The sequence below is a fragment of the Shewanella sp. MEBiC00475 genome, from assembly GCF_005234075.1.
In the GTDB taxonomy this organism is placed as follows: domain Bacteria; phylum Pseudomonadota; class Gammaproteobacteria; order Enterobacterales; family Shewanellaceae; genus Shewanella; species Shewanella polaris.
Window position 1 is genome coordinate 3,822,171 of the sequence record NZ_CP039928.1, and the last position, 16,267, is coordinate 3,838,437.

12 protein-coding genes are annotated in these 16,267 nt (G+C 41.2%); 7 read left to right on the plus strand and 5 right to left on the minus strand.

The window, feature by feature from the left end; all coding sequences use genetic code 11:
* Position 1: 1 nt before the first annotated feature.
* The 4 genes from FCN25_RS17000 to FCN25_RS17015 form a co-directional block, all read right to left on the minus strand.
* Entirely contained in the window at positions 2 to 2,908 is a 2,907-nt protein-coding gene (locus FCN25_RS17000; RefSeq protein WP_137226592.1) for a TonB-dependent receptor, read from the minus strand.
* Positions 2,909 to 3,466: 558 nt separating this feature from the next.
* The gene (locus FCN25_RS17005; protein WP_137227452.1) at positions 3,467 to 4,468 is read right to left on the minus strand and encodes a LacI family DNA-binding transcriptional regulator; all 1,002 of its coding nucleotides are present in this window, start codon (positions 4,466 to 4,468) and stop codon (positions 3,467 to 3,469) included.
* Positions 4,469 to 4,523: 55 nt separating this feature from the next.
* On the minus strand, positions 4,524 to 5,852 hold the full coding sequence (locus FCN25_RS17010; protein WP_137226593.1) for a glycoside-pentoside-hexuronide (GPH):cation symporter: 1,329 nt from the start codon (positions 5,850 to 5,852) through the stop codon (positions 4,524 to 4,526).
* Between the two features lie 93 nt (positions 5,853 to 5,945).
* Positions 5,946 to 7,277 carry a GH1 family beta-glucosidase gene (locus FCN25_RS17015; RefSeq protein WP_137226594.1) on the minus strand — a complete coding sequence of 444 codons (1,332 nt, stop codon included), beginning with the start codon at positions 7,275 to 7,277 and terminating at the stop codon, positions 5,946 to 5,948.
* A gap of 382 nt (positions 7,278 to 7,659) precedes the next feature.
* On the opposite strand from FCN25_RS17015, the gene fucP reads away from it, so the two are divergent.
* The 7 genes from fucP (at position 7,660) to FCN25_RS17050 (ending at position 15,892) form a co-directional block, all read left to right on the plus strand.
* Entirely contained in the window at positions 7,660 to 8,967 is a 1,308-nt protein-coding gene (gene fucP, locus FCN25_RS17020; RefSeq protein WP_137226595.1) for an L-fucose:H+ symporter permease, read from the plus strand.
* A gap of 10 nt (positions 8,968 to 8,977) precedes the next feature.
* Positions 8,978 to 11,617, plus strand: a complete 2,640-nt coding sequence (locus tag FCN25_RS17025; RefSeq protein ID WP_137226596.1) for an exo 1,3/1,4-beta-D-glucan glucohydrolase — start codon at positions 8,978 to 8,980, stop codon at positions 11,615 to 11,617.
* 364 nt (positions 11,618 to 11,981) lie between these two features.
* Positions 11,982 to 12,782, plus strand: a complete 801-nt coding sequence (gene cysQ / locus FCN25_RS17030; protein ID WP_137226597.1) for a 3'(2'),5'-bisphosphate nucleotidase CysQ — start codon at positions 11,982 to 11,984, stop codon at positions 12,780 to 12,782.
* Positions 12,783 to 12,855: 73 nt separating this feature from the next.
* Positions 12,856 to 13,761, plus strand: coding sequence for a fructokinase (mak, locus tag FCN25_RS17035; RefSeq protein ID WP_137226598.1), 906 nt, complete (start codon positions 12,856 to 12,858; stop codon positions 13,759 to 13,761).
* 173 nt (positions 13,762 to 13,934) lie between these two features.
* The gene (locus FCN25_RS17040) at positions 13,935 to 14,723 is read left to right on the plus strand and encodes an ElyC/SanA/YdcF family protein (protein WP_137226599.1); all 789 of its coding nucleotides are present in this window, start codon (positions 13,935 to 13,937) and stop codon (positions 14,721 to 14,723) included.
* 33 nt (positions 14,724 to 14,756) lie between these two features.
* Positions 14,757 to 15,440 (plus strand): DUF2982 domain-containing protein, encoded by a 684-nt coding sequence (locus FCN25_RS17045; protein WP_254693789.1) that lies wholly within the window; start codon positions 14,757 to 14,759, stop codon positions 15,438 to 15,440.
* Between the two features lie 38 nt (positions 15,441 to 15,478).
* On the plus strand, positions 15,479 to 15,892 hold the full coding sequence (locus FCN25_RS17050; protein ID WP_137226600.1) for a GFA family protein: 414 nt from the start codon (positions 15,479 to 15,481) through the stop codon (positions 15,890 to 15,892).
* On the opposite strand, the gene FCN25_RS17055 is transcribed toward FCN25_RS17050, so the two are convergent.
* Positions 15,889 to 16,236 (minus strand): polymer-forming cytoskeletal protein, encoded by a 348-nt coding sequence (locus FCN25_RS17055; protein WP_137226601.1) that lies wholly within the window; start codon positions 16,234 to 16,236, stop codon positions 15,889 to 15,891. The two genes, FCN25_RS17050 and FCN25_RS17055, sit on opposite strands and share 4 nt — an antisense overlap.
* Positions 16,237 to 16,267 lie beyond the last annotated feature (31 nt).

A 16,267-nucleotide genomic window follows, 5' to 3' on the forward strand; every position in this document is an offset into this window, starting at 1 on the left:
TTTAGAAAGTGTAACGAGCACCTAAGCTATAGCGTGCGCCGGTTTCAGTTAGATTTAACACTTGATCGTCAGCCAGACCGTGTACACGAGTATATTCTTCAGTAATGTTAAGTCCTTCGAAAAATACCGTTAAGCCTTCAACAGATTCGATGTCATAACTGACCGATAAATCGATTTGCGAGTAAGCTTCAGTGTACTGTGGGAATAATCCAGTACCTTGACTTGTGGAACTTAAGAACTCATCACGCCAGTTGTAAGCGACACGAGCTTGAAAACCATAGTTTTCGTACACTAATACGGCGTTAGCTGTATCACTGATGCCTACTAGTGCTAAATCACTGTTAACCAAGGTGTAGTTAGCAATAACACCAACCCCGGTTTCACCGAAGAAGTGTTGAGCTGCAAATTCCCAACCATCAATCACTGAGTTTTCAGAGCTGTTTAATGGTGTGTTAATGTTAAAGTTTAATAACTCATCATTATTAGCCGCACTGCCGCTAATGATTTGGTTGGTTACATCTACCGCAGCATTATCAGCAAAGTTTGCGAAAATATAATCACGAACGGCGCCAGCTTCAGTTGTTCCTGTTGCAGCTACTGCAGCTTTGTATAAGTCACCTGATGCAGGGTTATAAATGCCGTTAGTGGTTTTAACCGGATCAACACTAATAAAGTTTTCAGTGTCTTTACGGAAGTACCCAACAGACACATAGCTTGATGGCGCGTAATACCACTCAGCAGAGAAGTCAATATTTTCAGATTCTAATGGCAATAATGTAGGGTTACCCGCTGAACCACCACCATTGGTACGATTCGCAAGTGTAGCTAATACAGTACCGCCTTGAATGTCTGTGTAGCTAGGACGACCAATGGTCTCACTATACGCAGCACGAAGTATGACATCTTCTACCACTTCAATATTGAAGTTGAAACTTGGTAATAAATAATCATAATCACCCGATTTGGTCTCAAAGACTTGTTCACCTGTCGCGGATAATAAAATTTCAGTTTCAGCAATCCAATCTGCACCATCATAACCTGCAACAGCAGCAGTTGATGTTACATCGGTTTGTTCATAACGTAGTCCAAAATGCACGTCATATGGCATGCCAGCAATTTCGTTATCGTAATTATACTGTATATAAACTGCCTGTGATTCTTCTTCAGTATAACGATCTGTTTCTGCAGCATAATTTGTTGAAGGGCAGAAGCCATTACCACAATCACCACTTACCGAAGAGGCATAATTTGCTGCGGCAAAATCACGTACTGCAGCAAAGTCCCACATGAAAATGGTATCTAAAACATCGAAGTTACCATCAGCAAGCGAAAAATCACCGCCATTAGCATCAAATTTGTCTTGAATAGTATCTGCTGGGAACCAGGCATCGTCAAAGTCACCGGCTGAACCCACACCACCCCAATCGTTACGTTGTACGTTAACGCTTTGGGAGTGATTGTTAACATTCGTTAGGGCAATACCAAAGTCAATGCTACCAGCATCTTCAAATAGATATTCACCGTTAAACTGATATTGATCGATTTCAGACTTATTACGTGAGTTACCAAAAACAGAACCTGTTAGCATCATGTCTGCAGGAGTCACTGCGTTACCACCACCAACGGCAAGTATTGGTAAATCACCGCTAAAGTCAGTTGCTGCGCTGGTACGCACAAACGCTGCAGTACTTAGGTTGTTGCTTGAACCATACAGGTTGTTCGGTTTGTTTTCTGCTGTTGAGTTGTGAGCATCAAAGGTTAGCTTTAAGTCATCACTAGCTTGCCATTCAATGTTAAAACCTAATGAACCACTTTCGTTACGTACGCCATAGTCACCTGCAGCCATAGATAAGTCAGCTGGTGAATCGTAGGTTTCTGAATAAATAAGTGGTGTTGCATATGGTCCATCCGACCATACGTTTTCAGACGGTACAAAGTTAAACCATGCTGAAACATCATTTGATTGAGTATCAATGTCGTTACGCATGTAGGTGTAATCTAGAGTCGCTACTACGCTATCAACTGGGCTGTACTGTAAAACTAGTTGGCCGTTAGTACGTGTACGTTGTTGTTCTTCAAAGCGGTAAACTGTGGTTTGCGGTACTGAGTAAAAATCATCATCGCCAGGACGGTTAACTTGAGTGTCGTCATTCGCTACGCCGCCCCATTCGCTGTCGTTTGTTGCCGACCCTGGGAAAGTACGCCAGCCTGTGCCAACTTGGGCTTGTTGGTTACCACTTTCACGTTCTTGATAACTGGCTGAAAGCGAAATACCAAATTTGTCATCTGCAAAAGTATTCGAATATAAACCAGATAATTCAGGTGTTACTGAGCCATTATCTGTTGATTGATCATCAACCGCTTTTACACCAAATGTCGCTTTTAAGCCCGGAGAACTGAAGGGCCTATGGGTTAAGATATCGATAGTAGATCCGATACCACCGGTAGAATCTGAGGCTTGACTCGTTTTATGTACTTCAACACCGCTAATACTTTCTGAAGCGATGTTTGCAAAGTCAAATGAGCGCGAACCTGTAGTCACAGGCATTTGGCGACCATTTAGAGTGATTAAGTTGTAGTCTGGACCAAAACCGCGCACAGATACTTTACTGCCTTCACCATTAGAACGGTCAATTGATACACCAGTAATACGTTGAAGTGATTCAGCTAAGTTAGTATCAGGAAACTTACCGATATCTTCAGCAGAAATAGAGTCTACGACCCCACTTGATGAACGCTTTACATCCATCGATTTAATTAAACTGCCACGAATACCTGTGACCTGTAACACTTCGATATTTTCATCACTAATCTCATCAGCAGCATAAGCAGGTAGCATACTGCTAACGCCTAGCACGACAGATAAACTGGTCGCAAGTTTAGTTTTTGTAAATTTTGTTGTTTTCATCTAGGAAATCCCCATTGACTAGATTTTACTTCTCTCAATATTGCGGGTAGGCGCAAATCGTTTTTTTAATACTCTATCCACGCGATAATCATTATTTATAATTGTTGTGTTATAAAACATCTAATGTAAGCGCTTACATAAAACTAGTGTAAAATGTGACCGCAGTCAACAAAAACAAGTTTAAATTATTACATTTCATTAACCGTAATATTTACTGTCTCATACGAATATTTTTTAATCATTGTTTTTAAATGATTTTATTTACAGTATTTATCACAAACAATATGTAAGCGCTTTCTTTTGTTACAAAAAATGTTACAGGGGTGATGGGCGTTTATTCTACAAATTGATTCTACAAATTGAGTATGAATTATCAAATGTTGGCAGGATTTTAATCAGTAACCATTAAGTGCTTAATGTTAATGGTTTTGTAAGTTGTCTTGGGGATGATTGTTCACAGCAGGGCAATCGCTAACGAGAAGGTGCATCTACGTTGCGTAAATGAATCGATTGGCTAAATTTGAGGCATAAAACCAGAAGACGAGTTTGCTTGAAGCGCTAATTGATCGATTTTGTTGATGTTCGGATAAATAATTCGGGTTGAAATGAGTGTTCAATAACCACCTCTTTATCGTTGTACACTTCCTGAAGTACCCAGCGAGCAGCCATTTTGCCCATTTCGTGAATTGGATTACTTACGGTAGACAATTTAGGTGAAATATATTGTGGGAAGGGGATATTATCGTAACCGATAAATGAAATATCTTCCGGTACACGTAACCCGTGCTCTAAGCATACGGCAATAGCACCTGCGGCCATTTGATCATTGGCGCACACTACAGCTGTTATCGGCTTGTTTAACGACAATAAATGTTTCATTGCATTGCTACCTCCAAGTTCACGGAAATCGCCTTCGTAACAAAGCGTTTCATCAAACGGAACATGGTATTTTTGCAATGCTCTTTTATGGCCTTTTAAGCGATCTCGCACATCGAGTTTGAATAGCGGTCCCGAAATATAGGCGAGGTGTTTATGTCCTAGGGATAAAATGTGTTCAGTTGCCATGTAACCACCTTGTTCATTTTCAAGGTAAACACAGCGATCTTTAATTTCATCGATATAGCGGTTAATAAAGACGATGGGCGTTGAGGCTTTACTGAGTTCAATTAAATATTCGTCAGACACGGCTTCAACATCTAAAATGAGTGCGTCGCAACCACGGCTCATTAAAAATTCCACTCCTTCTTTTTCTTGTTTTTCATCACTGTGACCCGCGGCAATGATGACGTGTTTATTGGCACTGCGCAGCACCATTTCAATTTCGGTCATCATCGGTCCATAAAATGGACCGTCCAGTTGCGACACCAACACTCCGACACTGTTTGAACGGTTTGACGCTAATGACTGAGCAATAGTGTTGGGGCGATAACCTAATGACTCCATCGCATCAACTACTTTTTGTTTCGTTTTATCGCTGACTTTGGTGTTGTTATTCATCACTCTGGACACAGTTGCCAGAGATACACCCGCCATTACAGATACATCGTAAATTGTTGCCATATAATTAGTTTGCAAAAGCCATCTTGGAGCACATGGCTCCAAGACTAACATGCTTTTATTTTGCTTCTCTATTTAATTCTAAGTGAATTTGGTCGACTTTTTGATTGTCTAAAACGTACCAGCGCATTACAAATGCAACCAATATCGATCCAATCGCAGGGTAAATTGTAAAAGATAACAATATCCCTTGCTGAGTGTCTGGTGTTTGAAGCGTATCAGCTTGGTAACCGTAGCCAGCTAACAACCAACCCGCAGCGGCACCACCAATGGCAACACCTAATTTAATGAAGAATATTACCGAAGAGTAAATCATCCCAGTAATACGAACACCATTTTTGTATTGACCATAATCGACTACATCTGCCATTTTTGCCCATAATAATGGGGTAGCCATATTAAAAGTGAAACCCCAAATAATAAACATGAAGAATGCTAATTCAACTTGGTTACTAGGTACAAAGTAGCTCACTATACACATGGCAGCGGCTAACAATTGCAGGGTAATATAAGCTTTAACTTTACAAAAACGTTTTGCTAAAGGTTGGGCTAAAATGCAACCAAAAATATTACCGACCATTCCCAGCGTAATAAACAGGGTAATTGAGTCGGGCATGTTTAAGAAATATTTAACATAATAAATTGCTAAGCTGGTGCGCAATACCATACCTGATAATAAACACACTGATGCAACGGATAACACGCGCCACTGATCGTTTTTAAGCATATCAGTGAAGTCTTTTTTGAAGCTAGATTGCTGATCAACCGGGGGATGCAAACGTTCTTTTGTACCCCAAAAACACACCAAAAACATCGCTACACCCAAAATGCTCATGGCTGTAATGGTTAATTGGTAACCTTTAGCTTGGTCGCCTTCACCTAAAAACTCGACTAATGGCAGGGTTAATCCTGACACTAATAAACCGCCAAGCATTGCAAACACAAAACGGTAAGACTGTACTGAGACGCGCTCTTTTGGATCGGCTGTTAGTACACCGCCTAATGCACAATACGGAATGTTAATTGCGGTATACACCATCATTAATGCAGTATAGGTGACGAAGGCATAAATCATTTTGCCATCTTCAGTTAAATCAGGGGTCGTAAAGGCCAACACACTGATGAAACCGAATGGCAGTGCAAACCATAACAAGTAGGGTCTAAATTTACCCCACCGGGTATTGGTTCTGTCTGCAAGAGCCCCCATTAAAGGGTCTGTTACTGCATCGATTAAGCGAACGGCTAAAAACATGGTGCCGACAAATGCTGGCGAAATACCGAAAATATCGGTATAGAAAAAGGTTAAAAACAGCATTACGGTTTGGAACACGATGTTACTCGCTGTGTCCCCAAGTCCGTAGGCTATTTTCTCTTTGATACTGATCATACATGCCCCAATTATTGTTGTTATTAATTAAAATGATGCGACTGTTTGAAGTTGGCTAAGTCATTTATGTAACATTCAGCGCTGATTAAATGACTATTTTCTAGCGCTGATAAAGTCTCGATACTCATAGGCACTGGCTTTTAGTGTTCGCTGTTGAGTTTGGTAGTCAACATAGACGATTCCGAAACGTTTTAAATAACCTTCAGCCCACTCAAAGTTATCCATTAAGCTCCAGGCAAAGTAGCCTACAACGTTCACACCTTGCTCAATAGCATTATTAACGGCATTTAAATGGCCATTATAATATTCGACTCTATCTTGATCATCTACCTTACCATTAACCAGTTTATCGTCCATCGCCGCACCGTTTTCAGTTATGTATATTGGTGGCAAGGGATAAAGAGCATTTAATGAGGTTAATAAATCAGTAAAGGCTTGTGGGTAAATTTCCCAGCCAATGTCTGTTTTAGGTTTATCGACCATGTCTACTTGGCTAAAACCATTTACCGCATCCGCTTCATATACTGCACGGGTGTAGAAATTGATGCCTAAAAAGTCGATAGGTTGAGCAATAATATCAAAGTCGCCATCTTCGATGATGGGAACATCTTCAACTGCAAAATCATAAATTATTTCTGGATAACAACGATCAAAGAGTGGCTTTATGTACCATTGGTTGAAGTACTGATCGGCTTTGCTTGCTGCTTCGACATCGGCTGCTGAATCGGTTGCGCTATAACAAGGGGTAAAGTTAAGCACGATACCATTTAAGCTATTAGGGCTATTCTTTTGCAAAACTTTCATGGCTAAGCCATGAGCCAATAATAAATAGTGAGCTGATTGGCGTCCATAAGCTTTTTTGGCTAATCCTGGTGCATGTACACCGATTTCATAACCTAAGTACGAGCTGCAAAAAGGTTCGTTAAAAGTGGCGTACGAGTAAACTCTATCACCAAATGCTTGAGTAATTTTGTCGGCATAATCAGCAAAAAGGTATGCTGTTTCACGATTTAACCAACCGCCATTGTCTTCAATATGTTGTGGTAAATCCCAGTGGTATAAAGTAACAAAAGTTTTAATTCCACGTTGATTTAACTCATCGAGTAAGTCGGTATAAAACTTAACACCTTGTGGATTTAGGCTGCCATCTTTGTTTATTACTCGCGGCCATGAAATCGATAAACGGTAAGCGTCAACACCTAATGATTCAATTAAATCGACATCTTCACGCCATAATTTGACATGCTCGCAAGCTTGTTCTCCGTCTGAACCATCACGAATTTTTTCTGGGATGGCACAAAATGTGTCCCATATACAAGGGAGGCGTGATGCCACTGCGCCTTCAATTTGAAAAGAAGCAGTCGCCACACCAAAGGTGAACGCTTTTGAATGCATTTTGGAATCGGCTGGTAACATAATTTTCATATTTTAATTCACTTAGTATTGATTAATTTTTTCTATTTTTATGATTAACTAATTTGCTTGAAACACACTGGTAATGGCATTGTGCCACGTTAGTTACACAGTAAAGATTATGCTCTAGTAGTTAAAAATCGTTGACATCAGTTATCGATATGTTAAAAATGAAAGCGCTTACATTGAGATTAGTGATTAATTATCCAAAGGTCAATAATTGATTTGGCTAATTATTAAATCCTCATCTGCTTGAACAGGTATGGGGAAGGTGATGAGTCAAATAGCGAGAGTTTACGGGGGAGTTAACTTTCAAACGACGATGATTGATTTTGATTCACTGTCATTATGGGCAGAAACCCAAGATAACTATTAACAAAAATAAGGGAATGTCATGGCGACTTCACAACTTCAATCTGAACTGGCAAATGCCAATTCAACACACCAGCAAGGTAACTTTCGCTTTGCGTTAGTGGCATTAACATCATTATTTTTTATGTGGGGTTTCTTAACCTGCTTGAATGATATTTTAATCCCTTATCTAAAAAACATGTTCGACCTTAACTACACCCAAGCAATGCTGGTGCAGTTTTGCTTTTTTGGTGCCTATTTTATTGTGTCGATTCCAGCTGGTGCGCTAGTGGGTAAAATTGGTTATCAAAAAGGGATTATTACCGGATTGATTATTGCCTGCATTGGTTGTTTATTATTCTATCCATCAGCCAGTTATGGCTCATATAACATGTTTCTGTTTGCTTTTTTTGTATTGGCATCCGGTATTACTATTTTACAAGTTTCAGCAAACCCATATGTGAGTGTACTTGGGCCGGCTGAAACAGCATCATCAAGACTGACATTAACTCAAGCATTTAATTCGTTAGGTACGACTGTTGCGCCATTTTTTGGTAGTTGGTTAATTTTATCAACCGTTGAACACGATGAAAAAATCACTGAAGTTGGTGAAGTGATTGGTCAGTTGTCAGTACAGCAGCAGGCGAGTGCGGTACAAACTCCTTATTTAATTTTAGCCGCGTCATTGTTTGCATTAGCACTTATTTTCATGTTGTTAAAATTACCGTTATTGGGAAAAAGAGAAGCTAAGTCTAAGACCTCTGCATCGGGGAGTGCTTGGCAGTATCCGCATTTAGTGTTGGGGGCTGTGGGGATTTTTGTCTATGTTGGCGCTGAAGTAGGTATTGGTAGTTTTCTGATTAGTTTTATTACTCAAGATGGAACGAGTGGCGTATCTGAATCTGAAGCTGCACATTATATAGCTTATTACTTTGGTGGCGCTATGGTGGGACGATTTATTGGCGCTGCAGTGATGCAAAAAATTAAAGCCGGTAAGGTGTTAGCATTTAATGCCTTATGTGCGTGCATTTTAGTTGCTGCTGCAATATTGAGTGCCGGTACTGTTGCCATGTGGGCATTGTTGTTAGTGGGTTTGTGTAATTCAATTATGTTCCCCACTATTTTTAGTTTAGCGCTGCAAGATTTAAAACAGCACACTAGCCAAGGTTCAGGTATTTTATGCTTAGCCATTGTCGGTGGTGCAGTATTACCCTTATTACAAGGCATGTTAGCTGACAGCATGGGAATACAATTTGCCTTTATTTTACCATTATTATGCTACGGGTTTATTGGCTACTACGGTTTGATTGGATGTGATGCAAAACGTCCCGCGACAACTGAAAATGCTTAAGGGAAATAGAATGAAACAGACTCAATTGCAAGGTGTCACGAGAGTAAATATGCTAACAAAAATCAGCTTGATTACCTTAGGGGTTTTGCTTGGGCTTAGCGGATGTGGCGACAATCAAACCACTAACCAGCTTGCTACAGAAGCCGCGGTTGTTACAGTCACCGCGGATGAAACGGCATCAAACACATTAACCATTTGGCCTGAATTAACGCCAGCAGTAGCAAAAGATCCTGTATTAGAAGCTAAAATTGCTGGATTAATTTCCAAAATGACACTTGAGCAAAAAGTCGCGCAGATGATCCAGCCTGAAATTCGCGATATCACTGTTGAAGATATGCGTCAATATGGCTTTGGATCTTATCTTAACGGTGGTGGTGCTTACCCTAATAATGACAAACACGCTACACCGGCAGATTGGATTGCGTTAGCAGAATCATTTTATCAAGCATCGATAGATGACAGTGTCGATGGCATTAATATTCCGACTATGTGGGGTACTGACGCAGTACATGGGCATAACAATGTGATTGGTGCGACCTTATTTCCACATAATATTGGTTTAGGTGCTGCGAATAATCCAAAATTGATTGAGCAAATAGCGGCTATTACAGCCCAAGAAGTAATGGTTACTGGGATTGATTGGGTGTTTGCTCCTACTGTTGCCGTGGTGCGCGATGATCGTTGGGGCCGAACTTATGAAGGTTACTCTGAAGATCCACAGATTGTAAAAGCATACGCGTATGCCATTGTCGAAGGTTTGCAAGGTTCTGTTAAAGCCGATTTTTTATCTGACCAACATGTTATATCAACGGTAAAACACTTTATCGGTGATGGCGGGACTGAAAACGGCATAGATCAAGGCGATAATATTGCCAACGAACAAGACTTATATGACATACATGCCCAAGGTTATGTGGGTGGCTTAAATGCTGGGGCGCAAAGTGTTATGGCCTCATTTAACAGCTGGCACGGGGTTAAAAACCATGGTAACAAATACCTGTTAACAGATGTGCTTAAAGATAAATTAAATTTCGATGGTTTCGTCGTGGGTGATTGGAATGGTCACGGACAAGTTGCTGGTTGTAGCAATGAGTCTTGTGCTCAATCTGTCAATGCCGGATTAGATATCTTTATGGTGCCTACAGCTGCATGGAAACCATTATATGAAAATACCATTGCTCAAGTTAATAGCGGTGAAATTAGCCAAGCGCGGATAGATGATGCGGTAAGCCGTATTTTACGAGTAAAGTTTCGTGCGGGTTTGTTTGATAAACCTAGCCCTGCAAATCGTCCATTATCGGGTAAAACTGAATTAATAGGTCAAGCGAGTCATCGCGATGTTGCCCGTCAAGCGGTGCGCGAGTCGTTGGTGCTGCTTAAGAATAATCAATCGTTATTGCCGCTCAAGCCAAATGCAAAAGTACTTGTTGCTGGTGACGCTGCTGACAATATAGGTAAACAATCAGGGGGTTGGACGATTACTTGGCAGGGTACCGATAATAAAAACTCCGATTTTCCTGGTGCAACTTCAATTTATTCAGGTATCAAGCAGGTGGTCACCCAAGGCGGTGGAGAAGCAATGTTAAGTGTGACGGGTGAATTTAGCCCAGAACAGAAGCCTGATGTTGCCATTGTAGTGTTTGGCGAAGAACCTTATGCCGAGGGCAATGGTGATATTGATAACCTAGAATATCAACGTGGTGATAAGCGAGATTTGGCGTTATTGAAAAAGCTGAAGGCGCAAGGTATCCCTGTTGTGTCAGTATTTATCAGCGGTCGCCCAATGTGGGTTAATTCTGAGTTTAATCAGTCAGATGCTTTTGTTGCTGCTTGGCTTCCTGGGTCTGAAGGTCAAGGTATTGCAGATGTGTTGTTCACAAAGCCAGACGGGAGTGTTGGTTATGATTTTGTCGGTAAATTGTCATTCTCGTGGCCATCTACACCACAACAAACTCAAGTGAATGTGCCATTAGTACAAGATAAAAGTGCGCAAGCACAAGCAGACTATCAACCGCTTATTCCTTACGGATACGGGTTAAGCTATCAGTCAGCATCAACCGATGCGATAGCCTTAGATAAGTTATCAGAAGATAATTTTTCAGCAACTCAAACACTTGAAGACTTAGCTTTATTTGAACGAGCAGTGAAATCTCCTTGGTCAATGTACATAGCGACCAATAATGAACGACAGGGCTTATCAAGCAGCGTGGCAAACAATAATGCACTGAATATCCGTACTATGGATCGCGTAGTGCAAGAAGATGCTCGCTTAGTCTCTTTTAATGGTAGTGAGCTAGGTACTGTTGGTTTAATCAGTAATTTTCCGCGCGATCTTAGAGCCTATAGCAATCGTGATTCAGTGTTATCTGTAAGTATTAAAGCGCTACAGTTAGTGCAAAAACCGCTGTGGCTAGGCTTGGCGTGTGAAGGAGACTGTCGTCAACAAGTGGATATTACCAAACTGGTTAATGCTAAATTAGGTGACTGGCAAAATATCAATATTTCATTGGCCTGTTTTGCAGGAGAACCAATGGACTTTGGTAAAATTACGATACCATTTTATCTTACGACTGACGCTAAAGTAGACATCAGTTTTAGTGATGTTGTGATTAAAACAACTTCAACTGAAAATACGATTCGATGTAATTAATCAATGAGTCGTTAACGCTCTGGCTAGACTTACCTAGATAGGTATGTCTAGCCAAGGGTAACTGAAATATAAGTCGTTAAATGATGATGCTACATTTTATTAACGGATTCGCTCCATAATTGAATACGAATGCATAAACACACTGTTTGTTTTGAGCTGGGCGACGCTTAGCTTAGTATAGAACTGGTTTTATTTTGTTGCGGGTATGTTGTGTCAATGTGGTGGTTTTGTCTGCTGTTTTTTTCGAGTACTTTTGGATTAAGTACAATCAAAAAGTTATCAATCTATGATGTTAACAATGGCATAATGTCGTATCAATAGTGTGTTGATCGCTAGCGCGATATGAATTTTATAAGGAATTGATTTGTCTAACATTGTATTTTCTAAAACAGACTTGCAGCTGATAGTGACACTCGCCAAGCAAGCTGGTGAAGCCATTATGCAGGTTTATGCTCAAACTGATCTGCAGATTGAAGTGAAACAAGACGATAGCCCGGTTACTGCTGCTGATATAGCTAGTCACAATGTAATTGCCGCGGGCCTTAAACAGCATTTTGCAGATATTCCAGTTATGAGTGAAGAAGCGGCTGATATTAGCTGGACTGAACGACAAACATGGCAAACCTATTGGTTGATCGATCCTCTGGATGGCACCAAAGAATTTATTAAACGCAATGGTGAATTTACCGTCAATATTGCGCTGATCCACCAAGGACAAGCTATTGCTGGCGTAGTGTATGCGCCAGTGTTAGATAAATGCTATAGCGGCATAGTCGGCCAAGGTGCTTGGCTTGAGCATAACGGCTTGATAGCAACATTAGATATTCGTAACCGGGAATTGCAATCGCCACCTATTGTGGTGGGGAGTCGTTCCCATATTAGCCCTGATGTTGCCGCCTATTTACAGACTATTGGTGAGCACAAGATGCTCAGTGTCGGTAGCTCGTTAAAGTTTTGCATGATTGCTGAAGGCCAAGCGGATGTTTATCCAAGGTTAGGCCTTACCAGTGAATGGGATACTGCAGCTGCGCAAGCGGTATTAGAAAGTGCGGGTGGACAGGTAGTTGAATATCCTGGGCTAACACCGCTTCAATATAACCAGAAAGAAAATATTTTAAATCCGTATTTTATTGCCGCTTCATCGGCATGGTTTCCACGTAAATAGCTGGAGTGTCAATCGACCTTTGTAAGCTAAATATGGAACCCCAATTAATAATAAACAAGTGGAGTGACAAGTTATGATGCGCATGGGCGTCGATCTCGGTGGTACTAAAATTGAAATAGTGGCGTTAGCCGAAGACGGTACTGAAATATTCAGAAAGCGCATTCCAACGCCAAAAAACTATCCAGGTACCATAGAAGCCATTGTCAGTTTAGTTGCTGATGCGGAATCGGCAACGAAACAAACCGGTTCTGTTGGTGTGGGTATTCCTGGTGTGGTATCTCCGTTTACTGGATTAGTCAAAAACTCTAATTCCACTTGGATTAACGGCCATCCTTTAGACAAAGATTTAAGCGAAGTATTACACCGAGAAGTACGTGTTGCCAACGATGCCAACTGTTTTGCTGTTTCAGAAGCAGTAGACGGTGCAGCCGCGGGTAAGCGTTTAGTATTTGGCGGTATTATTGGTACAGGTTGTGGTGCGGGCATATCTATAAATGGCACTGTTCATGCTGGTGGTAACGGTATTGCTGGCGAATGGGGCCACAACCCGTTACCTTGGATGACCCCCGATGAGTTTAATAGCACAACGTGTTTTTGTGGGAATCGCGATTGTATCGAAACCTTTATTTCGGGCACAGGCTTTATCCGAGACTTTCGCGCCGCAGGCGGTGACGCTACCAGTGGTATTCAAATTTCTGAGATGATGCAGCAAGGTGATCCGCTGGCAACCGCGGCATTTAAGCGTTTTATCGACCGTTTAGCTCGTTCACTCGCACATGTGATTAATATGATGGACCCAGACATCATTGTATTGGGTGGTGGCGTATCTAATATTGACGCCATTTACACTGAGTTACCGTCATTATTACCGAAATACGTCGTCGGCCGTGAGTGCGAAACTCAAGTCGTGAAGAATCAATTTGGCGCATCATCGGGCGTTCGTGGGGCTGCATGGTTGTGGGGCAAAGACGAAAAATAGCCTCAATATTATATCGATGATAGTTAATCTCAATTCACATCGTTAAGAGTTCACTCACTAAACGGCACTTAAACAGTGCCGTTTTTGTTATAGGAATAACTGTAGCTAGGGTTTGTATTCAGAGCTGATAACGATAAACTAGCGGCAGTTTTTATTGATTAAGTGATATACGGATGTTTTGGCTTAAGAAAGTGTTATCTCAGTTAGTGATGCCCATTCCCTTTAGCATAATGTTATTAATTATTGCAGCCGTTTTATGGCGAACCCAGCGGGTAACCTTGCTGCGATGCGGCCGAGTTGCATTAGTTATTGCTATATTGGTGCTAGTACTAACCAGCCAATCCCAAGTAAGTTATTTTTTAGCCGATTCTTTAGAGTCTCAGTATCAAGTTAATCATCAACCTATAACGGGCAGTTGTGTTGTGATGGTATTGGGGTCGGGTAATCTTGAGCAATCTGGCCATACAGCAGTACAGCAATTATCATCCACGGCATTGGCTCGTTTAAGTGAGGGAATACGGCAGTATGGTCTTGGTCAGCACTGTACCTTAGTTGTGAGTGGCTGGAGCGGTGGCAACCAACCTACAGCCCATGCGACTATGATGGCCCAAGCCGCACAAGAATTAGGGATCCCGAAAACCAGTATATTGGTATTTAATCAACCTAAAGACACCATTGAAGAAGCTTATGCACTTAAAAGCATGATTGGTTATAAACCGTTTAGGTTAGTCACTTCGGCGACTCATATGCCACGTTCAATGCGAATTTTTACCTCATTGGGAATGCAACCCCAAGCAGCGCCAAGCGATTTTATTGCTAGCCGTGGTTATTGGTGGCGTTTAAATGCGGATCAGTTACTTACATCGCAACGAGCTATCCATGAATATGTGGGGATATTATGGCTACAAATAAAAGGTCTACCAACAGGTAACACTGTCGGCCTAATGAATAACCTAGAGTAATCGTATGTGGAATAAATTATCAATGAGAAGGATATTTTCGTGAGTGATGAGCAAATGCTAATCAGCCCTTATTCTAAGCGCAATGGCATAACACTCTCTATTGTTGGTGCAGTCAGTTTAATCGCTAGCTTGATTATTTTTATCGGGTTTAAAGGTTTTTTTGTACTTGGTATGTTGTGCTTTGCCCTTGGATCGGTAGGATTTATTTTAGGGTTTGCTAAACTATATCAGCCAGCCGTGAGCTTTAAATTAACCACTGAAGGTGTAGAATTTTTTCATCGTCGCGGACAAGTGTTTATTGAATGGCATAATATTCAGCGCGTTGATAGCGTACGGGTAAATCAAAATATGGAGCTGATTGAACTGCCCTATATTGGTGTCAAACTTAAACAGATTAATCCTATTTTAGATTGTATTTCGCCACGTCTGGCCACCGGATTATTAACCGAACAACGTCCATTATTAATGACGGCCGCCACCCAAGATGAAGATTTACAAAGTTTAGAAGGTTATTTAGGCGTGGAATACACGCCGCTGCTGGTAAATGGCGATCGCTATCGTGGGGTATTGGCCATGTTTGGTCATCGCTGCCAAACGTTACATGAGCAGTTGGGGTATCATTTATATTTATCCATCGACAGCTTAGACAGAGAACCAAAAGAGTTTGTGGTGTTATTGCGTCAATGGCAGCAGAAACTTCAAGGAATTGATAAGTAGTATATTTATAAATAAAAGTAGATCATCTAGGAGCTTAAATGTCACAAGTTGAGTTATTACAAGGTGGTTGTTTATGCGGTGCAATCCGTTATCAAGTTAATGGTACACCATTTGATGCCGATCATTGCCATTGCAGTCAATGCCGTAAAAGTTCTGGTGCGGTGTTGGTGAGCTGGATGGATTTTCATCGTGAACAAGTGCAGTGGTTACAAGGACAAGTGACTGAGTTTGCTTCTTCAAACGATATACGTCGTGGCTTTTGTCAACAATGCGGCTGCTCATTGACTTTCCGACATCTGAGTTACCCGCAATACACTACATTATCGATCGCATCTTTAGATCAACCAGACCGAGTGCAACCGACCTATCATATCTACACTGATGAACAAGTGAGTTGGTTAAAAATTGACGATAGTTGTCGACGTTATAAGGCCGCGAGAACGGTGGATTAAGCGCTGGTAGGTGTATCTCGGTGACGGTAACCTAAAAATTGGCCTCCGTCTAAAATCTCAATATTTTCACAATATGCATCACCTTCAAAAACGCCTTGATCATGCAGGGTGACTTTTTTACAACGAGCTTCTCCCGTCAATTGTCCTGAAATCATCAACTCGCGACATAAAATATCACCATCAACGGTTCCGCTAGGCTCAATCGTTACATTGCCTTGGGCTTTTATATCACCGTTGATATAGCCAGCAATGAGCACGTCACCGCTAAAAATAAGTTTGCCGGTTAAATGACATTCTTGGGCGATGAAACTGAGTGAATTAGCAGGTTTTTTTTGACCAAACATCTTAGTGCTCTTATGGTTATATTGTGTGGGT

What these genes read in the sequence shown, in the direction of transcription:
- fucP (WP_137226595.1), top strand. Translation starts at nt 7,660, where the DNA reads ATGGCGACTTCACAACTTCAATCTGAACTGGCAAATGCCAATTCAACA.
- FCN25_RS17010 (WP_137226593.1), bottom strand. Translation starts at nt 5,852, where the DNA reads ATGATCAGTATCAAAGAGAAAATAGCCTACGGACTTGGGGACACAGCG.
- FCN25_RS17025 (WP_137226596.1), top strand. Translation starts at nt 8,978, where the DNA reads ATGAAACAGACTCAATTGCAAGGTGTCACGAGAGTAAATATGCTAACA.
- FCN25_RS17040 (WP_137226599.1), top strand. Translation starts at nt 13,935, where the DNA reads ATGTTTTGGCTTAAGAAAGTGTTATCTCAGTTAGTGATGCCCATTCCC.
- FCN25_RS17050 (WP_137226600.1), top strand. Translation starts at nt 15,479, where the DNA reads ATGTCACAAGTTGAGTTATTACAAGGTGGTTGTTTATGCGGTGCAATC.
- FCN25_RS17000 (WP_137226592.1), bottom strand. Translation starts at nt 2,908, where the DNA reads ATGAAAACAACAAAATTTACAAAAACTAAACTTGCGACCAGTTTATCT.
- FCN25_RS17055 (WP_137226601.1), bottom strand. Translation starts at nt 16,236, where the DNA reads ATGTTTGGTCAAAAAAAACCTGCTAATTCACTCAGTTTCATCGCCCAA.
- FCN25_RS17015 (WP_137226594.1), bottom strand. Translation starts at nt 7,277, where the DNA reads ATGAAAATTATGTTACCAGCCGATTCCAAAATGCATTCAAAAGCGTTC.
- mak (WP_137226598.1), top strand. Translation starts at nt 12,856, where the DNA reads ATGATGCGCATGGGCGTCGATCTCGGTGGTACTAAAATTGAAATAGTG.
- FCN25_RS17005 (WP_137227452.1), bottom strand. Translation starts at nt 4,468, where the DNA reads ATGGCAACAATTTACGATGTATCTGTAATGGCGGGTGTATCTCTGGCA.